Source organism: Companilactobacillus halodurans, from assembly GCF_009600995.1.
In the GTDB taxonomy this organism is placed as follows: Bacteria; Bacillota; Bacilli; order Lactobacillales; family Lactobacillaceae; genus Companilactobacillus; species Companilactobacillus halodurans.
Genome location: NZ_VDFO01000004.1, coordinates 1 through 20,227 on the forward strand (window position 1 = coordinate 1; position 20,227 = coordinate 20,227).

At 37.8% G+C, this 20,227-nt stretch carries 17 protein-coding genes, 2 tRNA genes and 1 riboswitch; of the genes, 5 read left to right on the plus strand and 14 right to left on the minus strand.

Going from position 1 to position 20,227, the window contains the following annotated elements:
• Positions 1-159 precede the first annotated feature (159 nt).
• The 3 genes from FHL05_RS01440 to FHL05_RS01450 form a co-directional block, all read right to left on the minus strand.
• Positions 160-1,371, minus strand: a complete 1,212-nt coding sequence (locus tag FHL05_RS01440; RefSeq protein WP_153521861.1) for an NAD(P)H-dependent oxidoreductase — start codon at positions 1,369-1,371, stop codon at positions 160-162.
• Between the two features lie 11 nt (positions 1,372-1,382).
• Entirely contained in the window at positions 1,383-1,991 is a 609-nt protein-coding gene (locus FHL05_RS01445; RefSeq protein ID WP_153385710.1) for an NADPH-dependent FMN reductase, read from the minus strand.
• A 100-nt stretch (positions 1,992-2,091) separates the two neighbouring features.
• The gene (locus FHL05_RS01450) at positions 2,092-3,018 is read right to left on the minus strand and encodes an FAD:protein FMN transferase (RefSeq protein WP_153385709.1); all 927 of its coding nucleotides are present in this window, start codon (positions 3,016-3,018) and stop codon (positions 2,092-2,094) included.
• 153 nt (positions 3,019-3,171) lie between these two features.
• On the opposite strand from FHL05_RS01450, the gene FHL05_RS01455 reads away from it, so the two are divergent.
• A complete protein-coding gene (locus tag FHL05_RS01455) occupies positions 3,172-5,001 on the plus strand; it encodes an FAD-binding protein (RefSeq protein WP_153385708.1) in 1,830 nt (609 codons plus the stop codon).
• A 118-nt stretch (positions 5,002-5,119) separates the two neighbouring features.
• Here FHL05_RS01455 and FHL05_RS01460 read toward each other — a convergent pair.
• From FHL05_RS01460 to FHL05_RS01475, 4 genes are all read right to left on the minus strand, one after another.
• Positions 5,120-5,192 (minus strand) — tRNA-Thr (locus FHL05_RS01460).
• A gap of 91 nt (positions 5,193-5,283) precedes the next feature.
• Positions 5,284-5,356, minus strand: a tRNA-Asn gene (locus tag FHL05_RS01465).
• 64 nt (positions 5,357-5,420) lie between these two features.
• Positions 5,421-6,710 carry a serine--tRNA ligase gene (gene serS / locus FHL05_RS01470; protein ID WP_153385707.1) on the minus strand — a complete coding sequence of 430 codons (1,290 nt, stop codon included), beginning with the start codon at positions 6,708-6,710 and terminating at the stop codon, positions 5,421-5,423.
• A gap of 319 nt (positions 6,711-7,029) precedes the next feature.
• Positions 7,030-8,478, minus strand: a complete 1,449-nt coding sequence (locus tag FHL05_RS01475; RefSeq protein WP_153385706.1) for an amino acid permease — start codon at positions 8,476-8,478, stop codon at positions 7,030-7,032.
• 79 nt (positions 8,479-8,557) lie between these two features.
• A riboswitch (Lysine riboswitch) is annotated at positions 8,558-8,731 on the minus strand.
• Positions 8,732-8,870: 139 nt separating this feature from the next.
• Here FHL05_RS01475 and FHL05_RS01480 point away from each other — a divergent pair.
• On the plus strand, positions 8,871-10,337 hold the full coding sequence (locus tag FHL05_RS01480; protein ID WP_153521863.1) for a helix-turn-helix domain-containing protein: 1,467 nt from the start codon (positions 8,871-8,873) through the stop codon (positions 10,335-10,337).
• A gap of 64 nt (positions 10,338-10,401) precedes the next feature.
• On the opposite strand, the gene FHL05_RS01485 is transcribed toward FHL05_RS01480, so the two are convergent.
• From FHL05_RS01485 to FHL05_RS01510, 6 genes are all read right to left on the minus strand, one after another.
• The gene (locus FHL05_RS01485; RefSeq protein WP_153521865.1) at positions 10,402-11,517 is read right to left on the minus strand and encodes a DUF916 domain-containing protein; all 1,116 of its coding nucleotides are present in this window, start codon (positions 11,515-11,517) and stop codon (positions 10,402-10,404) included.
• 4 nt (positions 11,518-11,521) lie between these two features.
• A complete protein-coding gene (locus FHL05_RS01490) occupies positions 11,522-12,505 on the minus strand; it encodes a WxL protein host-binding domain-containing protein (protein WP_153385702.1) in 984 nt (327 codons plus the stop codon).
• A gap of 85 nt (positions 12,506-12,590) precedes the next feature.
• Positions 12,591-13,688 carry a DUF3324 domain-containing protein gene (locus FHL05_RS01495; RefSeq protein ID WP_153385701.1) on the minus strand — a complete coding sequence of 366 codons (1,098 nt, stop codon included), beginning with the start codon at positions 13,686-13,688 and terminating at the stop codon, positions 12,591-12,593.
• 119 nt (positions 13,689-13,807) lie between these two features.
• Positions 13,808-14,656 (minus strand): WxL domain-containing protein, encoded by an 849-nt coding sequence (locus FHL05_RS01500; RefSeq protein WP_153385700.1) that lies wholly within the window; start codon positions 14,654-14,656, stop codon positions 13,808-13,810.
• Between the two features lie 146 nt (positions 14,657-14,802).
• Positions 14,803-15,276, minus strand: a complete 474-nt coding sequence (locus tag FHL05_RS01505; protein ID WP_153385699.1) for an LPXTG cell wall anchor domain-containing protein — start codon at positions 15,274-15,276, stop codon at positions 14,803-14,805.
• 114 nt (positions 15,277-15,390) lie between these two features.
• Positions 15,391-15,903 (minus strand): GNAT family N-acetyltransferase, encoded by a 513-nt coding sequence (locus FHL05_RS01510; protein ID WP_153521867.1) that lies wholly within the window; start codon positions 15,901-15,903, stop codon positions 15,391-15,393.
• A 101-nt stretch (positions 15,904-16,004) separates the two neighbouring features.
• Between FHL05_RS01510 and tpx the strand changes: the two genes are divergently transcribed.
• Positions 16,005-16,496 (plus strand): thiol peroxidase, encoded by a 492-nt coding sequence (gene tpx / locus FHL05_RS01515; protein WP_153385697.1) that lies wholly within the window; start codon positions 16,005-16,007, stop codon positions 16,494-16,496.
• A 427-nt stretch (positions 16,497-16,923) separates the two neighbouring features.
• Here tpx and FHL05_RS01520 read toward each other — a convergent pair whose 3' ends face one another.
• Positions 16,924-17,685, minus strand: a complete 762-nt coding sequence (locus FHL05_RS01520) for a flavodoxin family protein (RefSeq protein WP_153385696.1) — start codon at positions 17,683-17,685, stop codon at positions 16,924-16,926.
• Between the two features lie 176 nt (positions 17,686-17,861).
• On the opposite strand from FHL05_RS01520, the gene FHL05_RS01525 reads away from it, so the two are divergent.
• Together FHL05_RS01525 and FHL05_RS01530 are read left to right on the plus strand one after the other, a co-directional pair.
• On the plus strand, positions 17,862-18,503 hold the full coding sequence (locus FHL05_RS01525; RefSeq protein ID WP_153385695.1) for an SDR family oxidoreductase: 642 nt from the start codon (positions 17,862-17,864) through the stop codon (positions 18,501-18,503).
• Between the two features lie 237 nt (positions 18,504-18,740).
• The gene (locus FHL05_RS01530) at positions 18,741-20,078 is read left to right on the plus strand and encodes an NCS2 family permease (protein ID WP_153521869.1); all 1,338 of its coding nucleotides are present in this window, start codon (positions 18,741-18,743) and stop codon (positions 20,076-20,078) included.
• Positions 20,079-20,227 lie beyond the last annotated feature (149 nt).

Genomic DNA, 20,227 nt, shown 5'->3' on the forward strand with positions numbered 1-20,227 from the left:
ATATTTTTTCATAGCTTGTACAATAGGCAACCCATTATTAACATCTGTTATACAAGCCAATTTAATATCTTTTGAAAACAAAGAAAACCCTCCCGTTGGATTACTCCAACTAGGAGGGTTCACTTCAAATAGTTGGTCGTCTTTTGTTTTCTTTAATAATTAATTTTCCTTAGAAGCACTGGTTGTAGCATCAACTTTTACTTCTGGTTTAGCCGGTTGTTTTGAAGCACCAGAAGTGGCATCAACTTGACTATTTGGATCAGCAACTAATTTTTGACCAGTTGCTTGCAAGTAATAGTCAACAATTGGCTTCAAATCAACTGCCCATTCATTAACGCCTTTGTAATTATTATCCTCATCATGCATTGCCTTATAATAGTGCATCACGTGGCTTTTTTCTTCATCGCCAGGTACGGGCATCGAGACAAGGTCTGATTTACCAGTTCTCAACTCATTGATAACTTGTTTGACATGTTTAATAACACGCTTTATATCGGGATGGACCTTATCAAGACTATCTCCAACTTGAGCAGGCGTTCTCTTAGCCAACATCTTCTCAGTTGGTAGAGCTCTATTGTAATAAATAAATTGGTTGTTCTCGTCAACGTAAGTCAATTCTAGAGGAATCGTCTTCAAGAAGTAATTCAACTGATTGACTGTTAGAAGTCCACTGTCAAGTTTGACGTAGCTATTACCCTCAACTGCATTGACCTTTTTAGCAGCCTTGTCGAGCCAATCGTCGTCGTTCATCTCAACACCTTTGACCGTAGTATCGGTACCAGTCTTGGCACTGAGATCTTCATCTTCATAATCGTTTGTCGTACCAATCATATTGATGACACGAGCAAATTTGATGAAATTCTGCAAGGTCGTCTGTAAGAAATCAATCGTTCTTTGGTCTTTTAAATCATTATTTTCATCGAAGGCTTCTTTGACATTACCCAACAAGAATTCATTTCCGGGCAAAACAACTGCATTAACACCAGGAGCTTCAAGAATCTGACGCAAATGCAACTGTGCGCGGGCTGACCCTTGTGAGTGATAGGATGCTCCAACAATCATAACTGGCTTTCCATCCAGAGGATGAATCTTATATGAGAGCCATTCGATGACGTTCTTTAAAGCAGCAGGGACACTGTGATTGTGTTCTGGAGTAGCAATGATAACTCCGTCAGCAGCACTGATTTTCTTATTCAAATCTTGAATAGCAGGACTATTAGTTTGGTCGTCATCTTGGCAAAACATTGGTACGTCATTGATATCTAAGACATCGATATCAACTAAACCTTCAAAATGTTTTGCAATAAACTTCAATAAAGTCCGATTGTATGATTGTTCAGCGATTGAACCGGCAATACCTACTAATTTCATATCTTTTCCTCCTAATCTTTATCCCATGAGAAATCTTTTGCCTTTTGCTTGTTGATATCACTGGCGTTATTTAATTGCTTAGAGATATTAACGAATTGCAAAAAGTCTTTAAAGAGTCCATCAAGTTGTTTTGAAACCTTTTTATCTGCTAAATTGCCCTTTTCATCGAAAGCCTGCAATGAATGTGCTAACAAAAATTCCGAACTTGGCATGATGCGAGCTTTTAGTTCAGGTGAATCTAAAATTTGGCGCAGTTGCGATTGAGCTCGTGATGAACCCAGTGATCCATAAGAAGCTCCAGTAATCATCACTGGCTTATCCACGAATGGATGAATGCCATATGACAACCAAGCTAGAGCGCTGGATAAAGCTGCGGGGATTGAATGGTCATATTCAGGTGTAGCAATAATAACGCCATCTGAATCCACAATTTTTTTGGCAATATCTTTAGCCCGTTGCGGAACGAATTGATCAGGCGTCTTCTTATAGAGTGGCAACCCTTTGATTTCGACTAACTCAATTTCAGCACTGGTCTGAAAATGTTGCTTCATATACTGCAATAATTCACGATTAGTCGACTTCTTTGAATTTGATCCAACAATTGCTATAAATTTATTCATATCAAAAATCATCCCATTTATATTAATTTCCCAAGCTCATTGTAAAATGTTTCACTAATTAAATCAATATACTTTTTTATATTAGTAATATATAAAATACTTATATTAGTTTGAAATTATTCAAGCCACTAGTTACAACAGTTTCCAAGTCTTTAGTTATGAAAACAGCCTCAATCCCTCGTTGAGCTTCAATCATCGCTTTGCCTTTTTCAATACCTTGATAAAATCCTAAGGTCGACCAAATTTCGCCATCGATAGATTTATCGCTGACAATCGTGACGCTGGCTAAATTATTTTGAATCGGATAACCAGTTCTTGAGTCGAACATGTGATGATATTCATGACCGTCAACAACTAATTTACGCTCATAAATTCCTGAAGTACCAATCGATTTTTCAGGAGTACGTAAGACTCCTAATGAAACATCACGAGGTTTAAGAGGATTTTGAACGCCGATATTCCACAAACCATCTTCATGTAGACTTGGTCCTACTAATGAGACGTTGCCACCTAAATCAATAATTCCGGTTTTGACATTTCGTTTTAACCACAATTTTTTAATTTCATCAGCAATATAGCCTTTAGCGATACCACCTAAATCAATCTCCATACCCTTTTCTTGTAAGAAGACGGATTGTTTTGCATCGTCTAAAATAATTTTTTCTGGATCAATAATTTTCAAACGTGCTTGAATATCTTCATCGCTTGGTTTATTGGCACCCTTAAAGCCAATTTTCCACAGCTTGACCAAGGGACCGATAGCAACATTGAAGCCTAAGTGCTTTTGGCTGACTAAAACAGCTCTTTTAATCAAATTATAAGTATCGAGCGAAACTGAGACTGGTCTTTTACCTGCTTGGTGGTTAATCGACATGACCTCAGATTCCTTTCGATTGACAGTTAATTTATCTTCAAACTTTTGAATCAGCGCATAACCAGCATCTAAATCATCGATGCTACTGGGTTTTGCGACTGATAAATTTATCAGCGTTCCTAAAGCGTAATAGCTCTTATTTATTAATCCCATGGAAAATCCTCAATTCGTTTTCAAAATAGATAAACACTTGCAAGCTCTCTCATGATAGCTCTAATTGTCGTTCTCGACAAAGGGAACTTATTCACAATATCACAAATTAGCGGTATATTAATCCTAACATTGTGAGGAAATGGAGTGAATTAAATGTTTGAGGATTCAAAAATAAAATGGGATGCAAGTTATGACGTCATTGTCTTAGGTTTTGGTGGCGCAGGTGCATCTGCCGCTAGATTTGCTGCGGATAACGATAGTAAAGTTTTGATTACAGACTCTGCTCCAGAGGGTCATGAAGGTGGAAATACCCGTTATGCTGGTCAAGTTATTTCTTCAGGTTCTAACTTAGATGACTTGAGAAAATATTATCAAGACCTTGCATTTCCTTTATCATACGATAAAGATTTAATGGAGACTTATGTTAAGGGACTTTATAATATCCCTGATTACTTAGAAAAATATTTGGGCGTTAAGCCATTTATCATGAGAAAACACCCTGACTCACCGGTTTCAAAAGCCTTGCACTTTATGGCTCACGAATACCCCGAATTTCGTGGTCAAGCTACTCATGATTTAGTTGCTGTTCACGAAGGTGTCGCTGATTCAGCCCTTTGGAAGAACCTTCGTCAACAAGTTTTAGACCGTGCTGATAAAATTGACGTTTTGTATGAAACGCCAGCAGAACACTTGATTCAAAACCCTGAAACTAAGGCAATCGTCGGCGTTCAAATCAAGCGTAACGGTAAACTGCTCAACGTCCGTGCAAATAACGGCGTCGTATTGGCAACAGGTGGCTTTGAAAATAACCACAAGATGGTTGAAAACTATCTTGGTGAAACTAGTTTGAACCCAATCGGTTCGCTTTATAACAAAGGTATCGGCGTTAAGATGGCTAGCGAAGTTGGTGCTCAACTTTACAACATGAACAACTATGAATCATATGGCATCTTTCATGGCCTAACTCCAAAGCCTGCTGACGGCAAACGTTCGCAATTTCTTCCCTTCGATTGGCCAGCCTTCCATCAAGGCAGCTTGATTGTTGTTGGAGACGATGGAACTCGTTACTTCGATGAAAATGAAATCCATAGACATGGACACATCAAAGATCACGGCAATTGGAGAATCCCAAATGCTCAACGCCACCCTTACGTCGTCTTCGATCAAAAGAAATACGATGAATTGAAAAACGACAAGAATGCTCCTTATCCAGAATTTTTAAAGGCAGTCGTTAAAGCTGACGACTTAGCAAGTCTAAGTAAAGTAATGAATGTATCAGTTGATAAACTAAAAGAAACGATTAAAGACTTCAATCATTTTGCCGAGATAAAACACGATTATGCTTATAACCGTGATGCAAAAACTCTAACAGCCTTTGATAACGATGGTCCCTATTACGCTTTGGCAATGGTCCAAGGATTGTTGAATACCCAAGGTGGACCGGTTCACAACTCCAAGGCTGAGGTCGTCGACAATGATAACGCCGTTATACCACATCTCTATGCTGCTGGTGAATTGGGCAGTTTGATGGGACGTCAGTATAACGGTGGCAGCAACCTAGCTGAGAATTTAATCTTCGGTAAAATTGCCGGTGAAAATGCTGCCGAAAAGAAACCTGAAATTAAAGTTGAAACAGTCCAAACTGATGCCAATTCTTCAGCTAGCGTTCACGAATCTGGTTTAGGCTCTGATGTTGGTGAAGAACATTTTGAAACTAAAGCTAACCAATATATCGGCAAGTCAACTGCTGGCATGGGCAATGAAATCGTTGTTCGGGTCACTGCCAAAAATAAATCCGATATCGAAAATATCGAAATTTTGAAACAAAGCGAATCTGACGATTACGGACTGAAAGCTGTTAAAGAACTTCCTCAAGAAATCGTTGAGAAGAACTCAACTGATGTTGATACAGTTTCTGGTGCTTCCGCTTCAAGTAAGGCAATTAAAGAAGCTGTTCAAAATGCTTTAAACCAAATAAAATAATTTAATTAAAGTAATAAACACGATAATCAAAAGATTGGTTATCGTGTTTTTTTGCAAAAAAAAAGTAAACGTTGATTACTCAACGTTTACTTGGAAGGATATTTCACTTCATTATCTATGCCGTCTGCAGGATTTGAACCTGTGACCGCCGGTTTACGATACCGATGCTCTACCAACTGAGCTAAGACGGCAAAAATAAAGAAAAACCTATAAAAAAATTACATCTAATTCTTTGAACTAGATGTAATTTATTGGACACCTAGGTTTTCCTAAGTATTATAACTCCGGATGTCAGACTCGAACTGACGACACCCTGATTAACAGTCAGATGCTCTACCAACTGAGCTAATCCGGAATAATTCAATAGCTCTTTAACAGAACTATTAAATTTTATCAATTTATCGGCTTTAGGTCAATAACTATTTGGCATTTTCTTTAGTAATTTTTGTTACGCCACCCATATATGGTACTAAAACATCGGGAATTGTTACTGATCCGTCTTCATTTTGATTGTTTTCAAGAATTGCAGCAACTGTACGACCAGCAGCTAGTCCTGAACCATTCAATGTGTGAGCCAATCTAGTCTTGCCATTAGCATCACGATAACGAATGTGAGCACGACGAGCTTGGAAATCAAGACAGTTTGAACAACTTGAAACTTCACGATACTTGTCTTGAGCAGGCATCCAAACTTCAAGGTCATAAGTCTTAGCAGAACTGAAACTTGCATCCCCACTTGAAAGAACGATAACGTGATATGGAAGTCCTAATTGTTGCAAAATGTTTTCAGCATTAGCTGTCAACTTCTCCAATTCGTCGTATGATTCTTCAGGCTTTGCCACCTTAACCATTTCGACCTTGTTGAATTGGTGCATTCTAATCAAACCACGAGTATCACGACCAGCAGAACCAGCTTCAGAACGGAAGCAAGGTGTTAGAGCTGTGACATACTTAGGCAAGTCTTTTTCATCCAAAATCTTATCAGCAAAGTAGTTCGTCAATGGAACTTCAGCAGTTGGAATCAAAGTCAATGGGTTTTCGTCGACCATTACGGTATAAACGTCTTCAGTAAACTTAGGAAATTGACTAGTACCAAACATAGCATCGTTGTTAACTAAGTATGGAGGAATTACTTCGGTATAGCCTTCCTTTTGGTGTTGATCCAACATGAAATTATAAACTGCACGTTCCAATCTGGCACCCATACCAATGTAGTAAACGAAACGACTACCAGAAACCTTTGTAGCTTGTTCAAAGTCTAAGATTCCTAGTTCTTCACCGATATCCCAGTGGTGGCGAGGTTTGAAGCCTTCCTTAGGAATAGCGCCAACCTTTCTGATTTCCACATTAGTGCTTTCGTCAGGTCCAACAGGAACAGAATCGTCGGGAATATTAGGAAGACGAACCAAAATATAATTCATCTTTTCTTGAGCTTCTTCAAGTTCACTATCGATTGACTTAATATCGCTACCAACTTGTTTCATAGCAGCAATTTCATCGTCAGCACTTTCCTTGTTGCGTTTCTTTGTTGCAATATCTTGAGAAACCTTATTTCTCTTTTCTTTCAATGTTTCAGTCTTAACTAACAAGTCACGACGCTTTTCATCGTATGAAAGCAATTCATCGATTTCTTCAGCCTTAACGCCACGTGAAGCTAATTTATCCTTAATCCAATCTGGATCTTTTCTAATCAACTTAATGTCTAACATGACCAACCTCCTATATTTTAACTGTGCCACATAAGTAAACAGTTTTGATAAAAACTAACGCATAAAAAATAGCCGATTCATCCCAATAAAGGGACGAATCGACTATTCGCGGTACCACCCAGTTTCAGCGTATGCAAATACACTGCACTTTCAGATTTTATCGGATCAAACCGAACGGAATTACCCGTTACCATAGAATGCTGGAATAAAAACCTTAACGATTCACACCGACCATCGTCTCTCTGAAGGGTTTGTGAGTAGGCACTCTTTTAGCGTTATATTCATCTTTAATAATAGTTTAAAGCATCACAAATTTCAACTAGTAATGATTATCCTTCTTTTCTTGCTCAACATCGATATCTTCAAGTTTCAAGAACTTAGTCTTATGCTTAATCTTGTAGTAAGCCCAGCAAATAAAGAGAATAATCAAACCACTGTAACTAATCAATAAACGTCCAAAGTTGAAATTAACCATTGAACGAACATCTTGACCCAAAATAATAATGATACCTAAGATAATGGCTAAAATTGGACCAAATGGGAACCACTTAGCCTTGTATCTCAAATCATCGAGACTGTATCCCTTATATAGGTAAGCCTTTCTGAAGCGGTAATGGGAAAAAGCGATTCCCAGCCAAGCGATAAATCCAGTCAACCCACTAGCAGCAACTAGTAATTCATAAAATGAGTCGCCATATAAACTTGTAAATAGCGCGATGGCTCCAATTAGCGCTGTCAAAAGAAGTGAGAAGACGGGAACCCCACGACCATTAGTTCTTTGAAAAGCCTTAGGTGCCATGCCATTTTTACTCATTGACCAAAGCATCCGACTAGCAGCATAAAGACCTGAGTTAGCAGCTGAAATAACCGAAGTTAAAATTACAGCATTCATGACTCCAGCGGCTAAAGGAATCCCGACTTTCTTAAAGACAATCGTAAATGGACTGATAGCAATATCGCCAGCACCTGAACCCAACAAGTTAGGACTTGTATAAGGAATCAAGGCACCAATAACAGCGATTGATAAAATATAAAATAGAAGGATTCTCCAAAAGACTTGTTTGATAGCCTTAGGAATACTCTTTTCTGGCGTTGCTGATTCACCAGCTGTGATACCGATCAATTCAGTTCCCTGAAATGAGAACCCAGCAACGACGAAGACGCTTAGGATTGCCGGTATTCCTCCGACAAAAGGTGCCTTCTTATATGAATAATTTGTCAATCCGACAAAGTTTTGATTACCTAAAATACCAAGAATGCTTAAAATACCAACAATCAAGAAGATAATAACGGCGGTAACCTTGATTGATGACAACCAATATTCTGTTTCTCCAAATGAACTTACCGAAATAAAATTAATTACCAAGAGGATTATCATGAACGTCAAACTGATTTTCCACGAAGTCCAGCTTGGGAACCAATACTTAACTACTAAAGAAATTGTAGATAGGTCGACTGCCAGTGTGATAGCCCAGTTGAACCAGTAATTCCAACCTAGCGCAAACCCAAAAGCAGGGTCGATAAATTTTGTTGCATATGTAGCGAACGATCCAGAGACTGGCATATATGTTGCCATTTCTCCTAGACTAGTCATCAAGAAGTACACCATGATACCGATAGCCACATAAGCTATCAAAGCTCCTCCTGGACCAGCTGTTGAAATCGACGAGCCACTTGCGACAAAGAGCCCAGTTCCAATTGAACCACCAAGCGCAATCATCGATAAGTGACGGGTCTTCAACGACCTATTCACATCATTATTTTCCATCTTTCATTCCCCTTTTTGGATATAAAAAAAATCCTTATTATCAGAGGAACTACCGACAATAAGGATTATAATTATCCCATTAATCAATAGCTCAACGCAAAAAGCGACAGTCTACTGCCTATTAAGCAATAGCCCAATCAAATTACCAAGTAGGGATAACATGATTTCGGCAAACTTTCCTTTCATATTTTTTCAAAGTACCCTATCCGCACTCAAAAATACTAATAATAAAGATTGCACCTCTATCTGATTACAAAACATTATAAATAAATGTTAAGATAGTAGCAAGTAGTGTTTCGTATATTATTAAACTTTTTTAATTATAACGTTACCGGGGGAAGACATATGTTGGAGCAAATTTTCTTAGTAAGCAAGACGTTGAGAAATACCACATGCTAACTGTGATTAAATCGTTACCTCCTCGTGAAGTAAACTTGAGTAATATCAGTAACCGACTACAATTCACCTACCAAAAAACATATAATATTTTCCAAGCATTACTAGAAGACCTTGCTGACGTCGCTCCCGATATTGATGCTAGCGATACAAAGATAGAATCAATCGACTTCAGCAAAATTGCCATCGATACTTATCGACTATACTTGGTTAAAAATTCCATCGTTTTCCAAGCTTTCAATTATGGATTGACTAGTTCTAATCCTTCATTTGAAAGTTTTAGTAGCGACCACTTTACCAGTAAGTCAACTTTGAACCGACGGATGTCAAAATTCCGTGCATTCTTAAAGAATTTTGGCCTGAAGATTTCTAACTCGACACTAGAAATCAAAGGAAACGAAAAGAATATCCGCTGGATGGCATATTATGTTTATTGGTACACTTATCACGGTCAAGAATGGCCTTTTACACTAATCCAAGAAAATTCAATCGACCAGATTATCGGACGCGCGGGGATCAAATTCGATAATCCAATCGTTCATATTCAATTAAAATATTTTTTAGCTATTTCACGGATTAGACTTATCAAACGTAACTACATCGAAGAATTGCCTTATTATAACGATGTTTTCGGTGATCAAATGCTTGGTCAGGATATCTTGACCCATGAGGATTATCCAATTGTGCCTATTTTGGCGTTGGATAATGAAAATAAGTTAGTCAATCTCTTTAGAAAGACCGCTTTTCAACCTAGCGATACGGCTTTTGAACAACCAATCAACGCTAATGCTAGAATCAACCCGAAATTCTATGCGCTCGTTTATCACTTTATAGATTTTTTGAAAGAACATTATCACGACGACATGAGTGTTTATCACAATCAAAAGACTTTGAAACACATCATGACCTACGTCACAAGAGACATCGTATTCTATTATATTATGGCGCCTTATTCAATCATGCATCTAGATACGATGTACACTTCCGATGAAGAACGAGTTTATACGGATTTATATAAAGATATCTATAAATTCTTCTCAAACGTTGACCAAAACGAATTTACTGGTATCTATAATGCATCCGAATTGATTTCTAGAAATCTTTATCAGGTCTTGCCAAGTTACATCTCCACGATTCGTGAGGAAGACGTTATCAAGGTCAAAGTTTTGATTGATCCTGGTAACCAAGCAGCTGAAGTAGTTTTGAGGAATATCAGAACTTTGAAGTTCGTTGAAATCGTTCCAAGCAACGTTTACGAAAATGTCGATGTTTTGATAACATCTTTAGACGTCTTGCCATTAGATATCGAAAAAAAGAAATATCCAGAGAATCTAAAAGTGATTACTTGGGATATTTCTTCGACAAGACCAGACTATATTTGGTTGCTGATTCAACTGAATGCAGTTTATGTGAAGAAACTCAAAAATAAAATTGATAATAAAAAGAAGAAAAAAGCACTTTAAAGCATTAAGAAATAGGCCAAGGTAATCAAAATGGATTACCTTGGCCTATTTGTTTTGAACTAGATTATTTCTTATGACGCGACGATCTAGTGTCGCCTGAACGAGTCTTCTTAGAATCATCAGTTTGTTTCTTATTTGGCAATCTGAACTTGCCGCGGCCTTTCTTAGGGCCATCACCCTTGTTACGTTGTGAATAGTAGAGATACATCCAAACGACGACCGCTATTAAAACGATGATGCCAACAATAATAGCTATCCACTGTTTATTGTTAGTTTGTTGCTTAGGCGTGGCTGCTTCAGTCACGTTATCAGCTTCTCTTTGTTTAACGGTAATATTGTAGTTGAATGACTTATTAAAGCCATTGTTATTCTTTAAAGTGATTTGAGCTTTATAAGTTCCAGCTGTTAACTTTTTAATTGGAATAAAATAGTTAAATCGCGAATTAGGAGCTATCTGCAAGTTATCAGCATTGTAATTGGTCGTCTTAGAGCCATTTTTAATTTTAGCTGTTAGAGACACTTTATTGATGTTTATCGGTGCGGTATTGTCCATCGTATAGGCAATCCCGGTTGAACCAGCCACTGCTTTAGGAGCAGCTGAAGTCAAATGCATATCTGGCATGACCCCATCATCTTTTGAACGAAGCACGACGCCTTTAACGTAGTGAACTTGATTCTTGATGTTGATATTCTTTGATTTGGTAGGACTGACTGACGCCGTTGTCGTGACACCACCCAAAATAATACCAGCATATTCGGAAGCTGGTGATTTCACCTTAAATTCGACTGTCTTGTTTTCCCCAGTCTTTAACTTAACGACTTGCTTACGTTTGCCATCAACTAACGAGGTCAAAGATGGCAGTTTAGACTTGTAAGGCTTGGCATCATATTTGTCATAGCCGATGACCCCTGAATCTGCTGTATAGGCATTATTGACTTCTGCTTTGACGGTAATAGGTTTGCTCCCCGTATTAGCAATCAAAACTTTTAAAGTCTGCTCCTTATTTGGTTCTACTTTCAAATCAAAATAAGATTCATCTTTATTAATCTGATTATTCGGCAAAATTGCCTGAATGGCATAGGACTTATCAGAGTCAGCTTTAATTGTTGTCGCAAATGGCAAAATAGTTGCCAAGAGCAATAATAATGTTGAAAAAAAGATAATTATTCGTTTCTTCATACTTTTAGCTCCTACCTGAATACCAGATTGCCCAGAAAATTAAGAAGATGATTGAAACCAAGACGCAGACAATCAAGATATATGTTGTAGTCTTATTATATATCAAACCCTTGCAACGTTTATTAATATCATTGGCTTGTTCTTGAGTAATTGTGTAAGTTTTATGGAACGTCCAAGTTGCTTTGCCACTACGAGCGGCCCCTTTGACGACATACTTGCCTGCTTGAATCGGCGTAGTATTTTGGTCAAAGTCAACTGGAATACGAGAGTTAGGTGCAACCTTTGGATAAGTCGTATCAACTTGCATCTTTTTAGGACCGAGATTGAATCGATCAAGCCAACTCTTGCGCTTAACTGTCATATGAACGATGACATTTTTCATGATTCCCGGTTCTTTATTTTGGAGATTGATAATTATATGTGGCTTTTTTCTGATGACATCTAATCCCAAATTGTGCAAACTCAATATTCCGCCGACTGGTTTATTATCATCGGTAATCCAAACTGGAACATCCGCATTACCAGGAACTTGATTGCCAGTATCATAAATATTGAAACCACCTAATAACAACCCTTTAATATTTCCACTAGGCAATTTGACTTTAAAAGTTAAATCCTTAGTTTTATTAGGACGTACTAAGACAGTTTGCGGTTTAGTCATATCAGAAAAAGCATACTTCAAGCCATACTGTCCTGCTTTAACATTTTGCGTATAGACGATTTTGCCATCCATCGATGTCGTGGCATTCGTTGGTACAACTCGTAAGTTAGCTTTTCTAACCCCAAAATTAGAAATTGATATTTTTAATGTCCGCACGCCCTTAGACTTCCCCACGATTTGAAAACGATCAGTAACATCTGAATCGTTCTCAATCAAAGGCGTAACGGTTATGCCGTTTAAGTCAGCTTTTACAGCTTGCGGCTTGATAATAAAAGTAACTAATGCAAAGAAAATAATTGATATAAAATAGATAATTTTTTTATTCATAATAATCCTCTAATCAGAGACCTTATGTAATACATGATACTAAAAAAGCTGCTCCAAGTGTTGGAACAGCTTAATTTATTTTTTATTAACGACGACGTCTTCTCGTATTATTACCAGAATTATTATTGCCATTATTATTCTTGTTATTATTTCTCTTACCTAAGTAAATACCTAAGCCGAGGATAATTGCTAATGCAAGAATTGCTAGAAGAATGTATAACCAGAGATAGTTTGGCTTGATACCTGCTAGCTTGTTGTATTTAGCAGCATCGTTATTAGTAATAGTGAAGTCCTTGTTGAGAACCCAGCTCTTGATGCCACCTTCAGTCTTGTAAGTTAACTTCAAGTGATAATCACCAGATTGCAATGACTTTTTACCCCATGAGATTCCCATATTGAAGTTTGTCGTTGGTACAATATCCGCTTGAGAATCCTCAGTTATCTTGAAATCTTTATCACCCTTTTTAGTAATGACCGCGTGTGCTTTCAAAGTACCAGCATAAGAATTAGTAGAATTATGAATATTAGCCTTAACACCTTGATTTTTACCATTGGATGTATTTGTTAATGCTGGCTTAACAGATCTGATGGAGTATTTAGGCTCAACAGATTTATTACCACTTTGACGAATTTGAATAGGAATAGAATAGCTAAATCTATTTTTAATCAACGTACCATTCTTAGAAACAGTTCCTTTAGCTTTTTCTTTATAAGGGGCTACTGAAACACCACCCATCAAAGTACCATTGAATTTCTTTTCAGGAACTTTCATCTTAAAAGTCAACGTTGCTGTCTTATTTCCAGGAACGGAAAAAACCGCTTTCTTAGGAGTTGCTAAACTGCGTGTCTGAATTTTCAAAGATGGGTCAGTAACTTTTAATTTATTATAGCCAATTGCTCCACTATCTGTCGTATAAGCCGTTGTTACATTAAATTTGAATTGTCTAGTTCTATTAGCGCTATTGATAACCATTAATTTCAAATCAACAGATTGGCCAGGATTACCAGTAATATAATAATTGCCACCATCAATATTCAAATTATCAGTATTTGAACCACCAACCTTAAGAGAATAATCTCCAGAAGAACCTGCAGCCTTGACATTTGTATTATTAGAACCTATTGCAAAAATTGTTATAAAAAACAATAATATCGAAAAGATTCTTAATTTTCTTTTATTCATCCTATACCTCCCCAGATATAAAATTAATTACAACCGATTACATTATAAAATAAAAACCACTACTAATGTAGTAGTGGTTTCTTTATTTATAATAAATTTATTACTCTTATAATTTCAAACTATCCAGCATCTGGTGCTGTTGTTGTTCCTGTTTTTGTTGGTTTTGCAGCTAATGTCCATGTGATTGTTGAATTATATGACTTCACAGCTGCATCTTTTGCATCAGAACTTGTTGAACCATTAGTTCCATCCACTAGCTTCAATGAAGCTGAATCAGGAGTACTATATGTGGCATTGATACTACCTGCTTTATATGTACCTGAAGCTAAATCTATAACTGTTTGAGGTGCTGCGGTTGCACTTGCTGTAATAGGAGCTTCTTCAGTCTTTAACGATGCACCTTCGTTTGCTACATTAGCACCTTCATCATTTGTCAATCCAACTGGGTTTAATGTCATTGTAAATGCCTTACCTGCAGCAGTAGATCCATCTGTAAATAGTGACATACTTGCATTTAAAGTGAAACCAGGTTGGCCAGAACGTGATTCAATAACTTTAACAGCTGATGCATTTTCTGAATCTGTTGCTTGATCGTTATATTTGTTATTGTTCAAATCAACTGTTGAACCCATTGCAGCTGTACCAAATCCAAAGTCAGGAACTTGGTCAAGTACTAATAGTCCGTCAACAACTTTAACGTTAGCATTTGATTGTGCGGATGCTTCACCAATTGTATCAGTTGTACCATCATCATAAGCAATTGCTAATCCACCATCTGGTAGTGAATCTGTTGCCGATGTTTTATATTTACCAGTTTCTGAATCAACTGTTCCTGAAACTTTACCAGTTGATGGATCAACTGTTCCTGATGTTGTTGCAGCTTGTGCTGTAAGTGCTGGTGCAAGTGCTCCTAAAACCATTCCTGCTGTTGCTAGTGATCCTACTAAGACGTTTCTTGATAATTTCATGATATATCCTCCCTGATATAGAAAATTATTTTTTTGTTTTTTGTCTTACTTGATTACAATTAGATAATAACAAATTTTACAACTCGTACATCTCATTATTCGTAAAAGTTATTTATCATAATTGAATCACTTGAAACCTTAGAAACTCACGAAATTCTTAAGCTTTTACGGAGCTTATAACCATAAAAAGCGAATAGACCAATTAAGATTGAAAATCCTGTTATGATCAATCCGGTATCATGTGCATCTCCCGTTTGTGGATATGATGACATGTTGTTGACATTCACTGACGGAGTAGTATCGGTCGTACCAGTATTCTTCATCGAAGCTTTATTGCTATCGCCTGTACTAGTTCCAGTATTATCGGAATTCAACACTACATTAGCATTTGAAGCATTACCGCCACCTAAGTCAGTATCAGCAGCGTCTGACTTGCTGGCGACAACTGCAACTGGTGCCGATCTGTCAGCGCCACCTCCTGTCGTACTGTTGGATTCGGCAATTACTTGTGTAAAACCAAATCCACCAATCACACCCAACAATATAACGGCAATTGCGAAGAAACCGAACATTCGCTTTTTGACTGTGAGACTTTTTCTAGATCTCATTTTCTTCTTCATATAAAAAACCTCTCATCAAAAGTCTTGTTTGTTTTCTCCTTACGCTTTGTATAATACCATCTGTCTACGCCATGAATAGTCCGAAATAATTAAGAAATTCTTACAAGAAATGAATTATTTTTTTAAAAGATAATACTTAACGATATTAACCTGTGATACGTATGGAACCGCTTGATTTACTTTATAGATGTATTCGAACTTTAATTTTTCTAAGAGTTTCTGGGAGATAGGATTGTCTTCTCGACTGCCAGCCCAAATTTCCGTTAACTTAAGCTCATTGAAACCGTAGTCAATCAACAACTGCACCGCTTCTTTGGCATAACCCTTGTGTCGAAATTTTTTATCAATCACGAAACCGATTTCTCTGGTAGCAAGCAGAGTTTGTGTCACGCCCCGTTTATTTAGCTCAATCAGCCCGATCATCAAGTCATTATCCTTTAAAGCAATCGCATAAACATCTTCTCGACGCAAATAGAGGTCGAAAATATCCGCACCAAATTTTTCGTCGGTGGTGTACTCCAGGCCTGAGGAATCGTGGTTATTCTTGTCTTTGACCAATTCAAGAAAAGGCTTCAAATCAGCCTTTTCAAAATTACGTATTTTTATTTTTCTTCCTATTAGTAACATTTCGTGACCTCGTACGTCTTTAATTTGTAATCTTATTTCTAGGCTTTCATTTTGAACTAACTTATAATATATCTATGTCAAAAAGAAAGGTGTGATTCTTTATGGATCTCGAGTTTAAAGGAAATACAGTTTCAACAATTGGAAAACCATTGTCAGTAGGTGAAAAATTCCCTGACTTCACTGTTTTAGACAAAGACAACAACGAAGTCAAATTAAGCGACTTGCTAGACAAGACACTCTTAATCAGTGTTGTGCCAAACATCAACACAAGCGTATGCAGCATTCAAACAAAGCACTTTAACGAAGAAGTAGACGCCCACTCAAGCATCAACTTCGTAACCATCTCTACTAATACAGTAGAAGAACAAAGCAACTGGTGCGCCGCTGAAAACGTTAAGAACATGAGAATGCTATCAGACGTCGACCACGACTTCGGTAAGAAATCAAACCTTTGGATAAAAGACCTAAACATCCTAGCCCGTTCAGTTTGGGTGGTTGATAAGAATGATGAAATCAGCTATTCAGAAATCATGCCAGTACAAACAGATGAACCTAGTTATGATAGAGTATTGGGACAGTTGAACGAAAACTAGAGAGTGCAACAGGGGCGGTCAGCCCACGAGGATTAAGACAATTCCACAAATTGCTCGCGTACTTTGCGAGTGATTCGTGAAATAGGCTTAACCGGAATGGGTTGCCCCTGTGGAACTCGTTTCAATCCAGAGAGTGCAGGAGGCCCGCCTAGACTTCGAGCATTTGCACGACTTCACGAATTGACTGCGAAGCAGGCAGTTTGGGAAGTCAGGCAAAGCACAGAAGTCTGGCCTCCGGAACTCGTTTTAGTTTAGCAGGAAAACCAAGAGAAGCGTGGTTTTAAAGCTCGTGAACTTAAGGTTTGGACCCTTTCCTAAATCCCAAAAGCCACCAATACCAATTCTAAAAACACTAAAAGGCAATCACCAATCTGACTGCCTTTTTATCTACCCAAATTTGTTCGAACTAATCTCCAAAATCATCAAATCATCTCCGACGATGTTTTACAAATGTAACAAAATGCAAAATACATGCCAGCAACACGAAGAAAATCACAGTGAAACTAACATAATTCAACCAAAAACTACCGCCAATAAAGGATTTCATTGGAATTTGAATACCCATTGTTATTAATGCCATCACGGCAATCATGCAGAATAGCTGTATATATCTTTTCAAAGTTGAATCATCCTTTCTCTTTCTAACTGAAATCTTCTTAGCGTATTTGTGACAAAGTTCTTTTTTGCTTTCTGGTATCTCTTTCATCCCAAAAGTACCTGGCAAAACGATTTCCCCGACTTTGATAACGCCTGCTGCTGTCATGACTCGATCGATTGTCTTAAAACTCTCATCAGTCACACCAGTAATGAAGTTCTCCAAAGTTGAAACATAACATGAACTGATACTCAAGTAATGCTTGTTCTTGAATTGTCCGGGAATCGTATCGCCATTTTCTTTGAAATAAACGAATTTGGGACGCATACAATCGAAGAAGTTCTTTAAAACTCCGGAAAGTTCGCGCCAATAAGTTGGTGCAGCGAAGACCCAAACATCAGACTCCATCAACTTCTTCGACAATTCATCCAAGACAGCATTTTTCTCATGGTATTTATGAGGCGTGATATCGTAATTTTCTAAATAGACTGTCTCAGTTTCCACACCAGGCTTTACATTTTGCAAAACTTCGTCCAACAACTTGGCATTTAGACCATGTTCTTGGTGCGAAGCTAATATTCCTAATATCTTCATACTATCTTCTCCCCCTGTCGTGCTAAGTTTAATATACTAATGAATTAGGTTCAATTACTACTAAAAAATTACTTTTCTTCATTATTATATGTCTATTTTGAGTACCGTTAGTGGATTAAACTAGCATTATTAAAAAAATATTGATACAGTATGTTTAACTAAGGAGGTTTTGTAATATGAAAGTTCTTATTATTGGTGCTCACGGAAAAGTGGGTCACCTACTGATTGGAGAGTTACAATCAAGAAACATCGATTTTGTTGCTGGATTGCGCAGTCAAGAACAGATCAAAGCCTACAATGAAAACAATATTGAAACTCAATTCATCGATTTAACAGCTTCACTTGATGATATTAAGGATTCAATTGAAGCTTCTGGAGCTGACGTTATCGTCTTTTCCGCTGGTGCTGGTGGTGCCGGTTATGACAAGACGATTGAAATTGATCTTGATGGAGCAATTAAAACTATGATGGTCGCTGAGACTATTGGCATCAAACGTTATATCATGGTTAGTTCACTCTTTAGCGACAATCGCAGCAAGTGGGAAGCAAGTGGCATTAGACCTTATATGATTGCTAAGCATTACGCTGACGACCATTTGCGCGGAAGCGGTCTTGATTACACTATCATCCATCCTGGCGGCTTGAGCGATGAAGACGGCACAGGCAAAGTTAAGTTGCTCGGTCCAAACGAACAAGGCATGATACCTCGTGTCGACGTTGCCAAAGCCCTCGCCTTGATTATTCAAAATCCTAATACAATTGGAAAAGAATACACCTTTGCTAGTGGCGACCAACCTGAAGAAGATTTCTTCAACTAAATTTTCAATAAATTAAATAAAATCCCAACCAATTCTTGTGAAACTGGCTGGGATTTTATAATTTATTCGGTATTCACACAATTTATATAACGATAATCACCATAACCAGCTTTTTGAAAACAGATTATCCGAACAATATATACATATTTGTCATATTTAATCGTCTTTTAGTTGTATTATTTTACAAGTTCTGTAATACTTACAGAGTAAATTAATAAACCTTAGGGGGTTAATATCATGGAATCCGGTGTAGACAATCTCAGTTTCATCGAAAAGCTCTTTCATATTAAAGAAGCCCAAACTACCGTTAGACGCGAAATATTAGCTGGTTTAACAACTTTTGTTTCAATGGCTTATATTCTCTTCGTCAATCCACAGGTTTTGGGAACTGCTGGTATGAACAAAGGTGCTGTCTTCACAGCCACTGCTCTTTCTGCAATTTTAGGTTCTATCTTGATGGCATTACTTGCCAATTACCCAATCGCCATTGCTCCAGGACTTGGGGACAATGCTTTCTTCACTTATTCAGTTGTTCTAGCCATGGGCATCCCTTGGCAAACAGCAATGGCTGGAGTATTTATGTCCAGCATCTTGTTCTTGCTTATCTCGGTTTTAAAATTACGTGAATTAGTCATCGATTCGATTCCCCATGACTTAAAACTCGCGATGGCCTCAGGTATCGGATTATTCATCGCTTTTGTTGGACTGCAAGGGGGCGGCCTCGTAACTGGAAGCAAGTCAACACTAGTTGAGATGGGGTCATTGACTGTTCCAACTACTTGGCTAACAATCTTTGGCCTCGTGGCAACTGGTCTGTTAATGGCTAAAAAAGTCCCTGGTTCCATCTTCATTGGTATGGTCATGACGACCATCGTTGGTTTAGTAACGAAGTTAATTCCATTGCCACACCAAATCATTTCGACAATTCCCAGCATGAAACCAACCTTTGGTGTCGGAATCGCTCACTTGCCTGATTTAGCTGATCCAAAACTCTGGGCTGTCGTCTTAGTCTTCTTATTAGTAGCGTTCTTCGATACTGCTGGTACTTTGATTGGCTTGGCTGAACAAGCTGGGTTCATGAAAGATAACAAAATGCCTAGAATTGGCCGTGCTTTGATGGCTGACTCAATTTCGATGCTTGGTGGTGCAGTTATGGGTACCACTCCAACAGCTGCTTACGTCGAATCCTCAGCCGGAATAGCAGTTGGTGGTAGAACGGGTTTGACTTCACTAGTCGTCAGTGTCTTGTTTGCAGTTGCCATGTTCTTCTCGCCATTATTAACCGTCGTTACATCAAACGTTACCGCACCAGTTTTGATTATTGTCGGAATCTTGATGGCTCAGTCAATGAAACAAATCAACTGGAACAAATTTGAAATTGCCATGCCTGCTTTCTTAACTATCGTAGGTATGCCATTGACTTATAACATTTCTTACGGATTCGCCTTTGGAATCCTCTTCTACCCTCTCACAATGTGGGCTGCCGGCAGAAGAAAGGAAGTTACACCAATTATGTACATCCTGTTCTTCGTCTTTATTCTCTTGCTCTATACGATTAATGTTTTACCTTCATAATAAATTGATAATGAAAAGAACTCTCTTACAGGCGTCACGCTTGTAAGAGAGTTCTTTTTACGTTCAAAACGATTATAGAATGATATTTTACTATCCACAGAAGATTTTTTCGATGTTATAAACGAAAAATTTGGTTATAACGTGTATTT

Coding starts and splice junctions, on each gene's coding strand:
- FHL05_RS01440 (WP_153521861.1), bottom strand. CDS start 1,371: ATGAAATTAGTAGGTATTGCCGGTTCAATCGCTGAACAATCATACAAT.
- FHL05_RS01445 (WP_153385710.1), bottom strand. CDS start 1,991: ATGAATAAATTTATAGCAATTGTTGGATCAAATTCAAAGAAGTCGACT.
- FHL05_RS01450 (WP_153385709.1), bottom strand. CDS start 3,018: ATGGGATTAATAAATAAGAGCTATTACGCTTTAGGAACGCTGATAAAT.
- FHL05_RS01455 (WP_153385708.1), top strand. CDS start 3,172: ATGTTTGAGGATTCAAAAATAAAATGGGATGCAAGTTATGACGTCATT.
- serS (WP_153385707.1), bottom strand. CDS start 6,710: ATGTTAGACATTAAGTTGATTAGAAAAGATCCAGATTGGATTAAGGAT.
- FHL05_RS01475 (WP_153385706.1), bottom strand. CDS start 8,478: ATGGAAAATAATGATGTGAATAGGTCGTTGAAGACCCGTCACTTATCG.
- FHL05_RS01480 (WP_153521863.1), top strand. CDS start 8,871: ATGCTAACTGTGATTAAATCGTTACCTCCTCGTGAAGTAAACTTGAGT.
- FHL05_RS01485 (WP_153521865.1), bottom strand. CDS start 11,517: ATGAAGAAACGAATAATTATCTTTTTTTCAACATTATTATTGCTCTTG.
- FHL05_RS01490 (WP_153385702.1), bottom strand. CDS start 12,505: ATGAATAAAAAAATTATCTATTTTATATCAATTATTTTCTTTGCATTA.
- FHL05_RS01495 (WP_153385701.1), bottom strand. CDS start 13,688: ATGAATAAAAGAAAATTAAGAATCTTTTCGATATTATTGTTTTTTATA.
- FHL05_RS01500 (WP_153385700.1), bottom strand. CDS start 14,656: ATGAAATTATCAAGAAACGTCTTAGTAGGATCACTAGCAACAGCAGGA.
- FHL05_RS01505 (WP_153385699.1), bottom strand. CDS start 15,276: ATGAAGAAGAAAATGAGATCTAGAAAAAGTCTCACAGTCAAAAAGCGA.
- FHL05_RS01510 (WP_153521867.1), bottom strand. CDS start 15,903: ATGTTACTAATAGGAAGAAAAATAAAAATACGTAATTTTGAAAAGGCT.
- tpx (WP_153385697.1), top strand. CDS start 16,005: ATGGATCTCGAGTTTAAAGGAAATACAGTTTCAACAATTGGAAAACCA.
- FHL05_RS01520 (WP_153385696.1), bottom strand. CDS start 17,685: ATGAAGATATTAGGAATATTAGCTTCGCACCAAGAACATGGTCTAAAT.
- FHL05_RS01525 (WP_153385695.1), top strand. CDS start 17,862: ATGAAAGTTCTTATTATTGGTGCTCACGGAAAAGTGGGTCACCTACTG.
- FHL05_RS01530 (WP_153521869.1), top strand. CDS start 18,741: ATGGAATCCGGTGTAGACAATCTCAGTTTCATCGAAAAGCTCTTTCAT.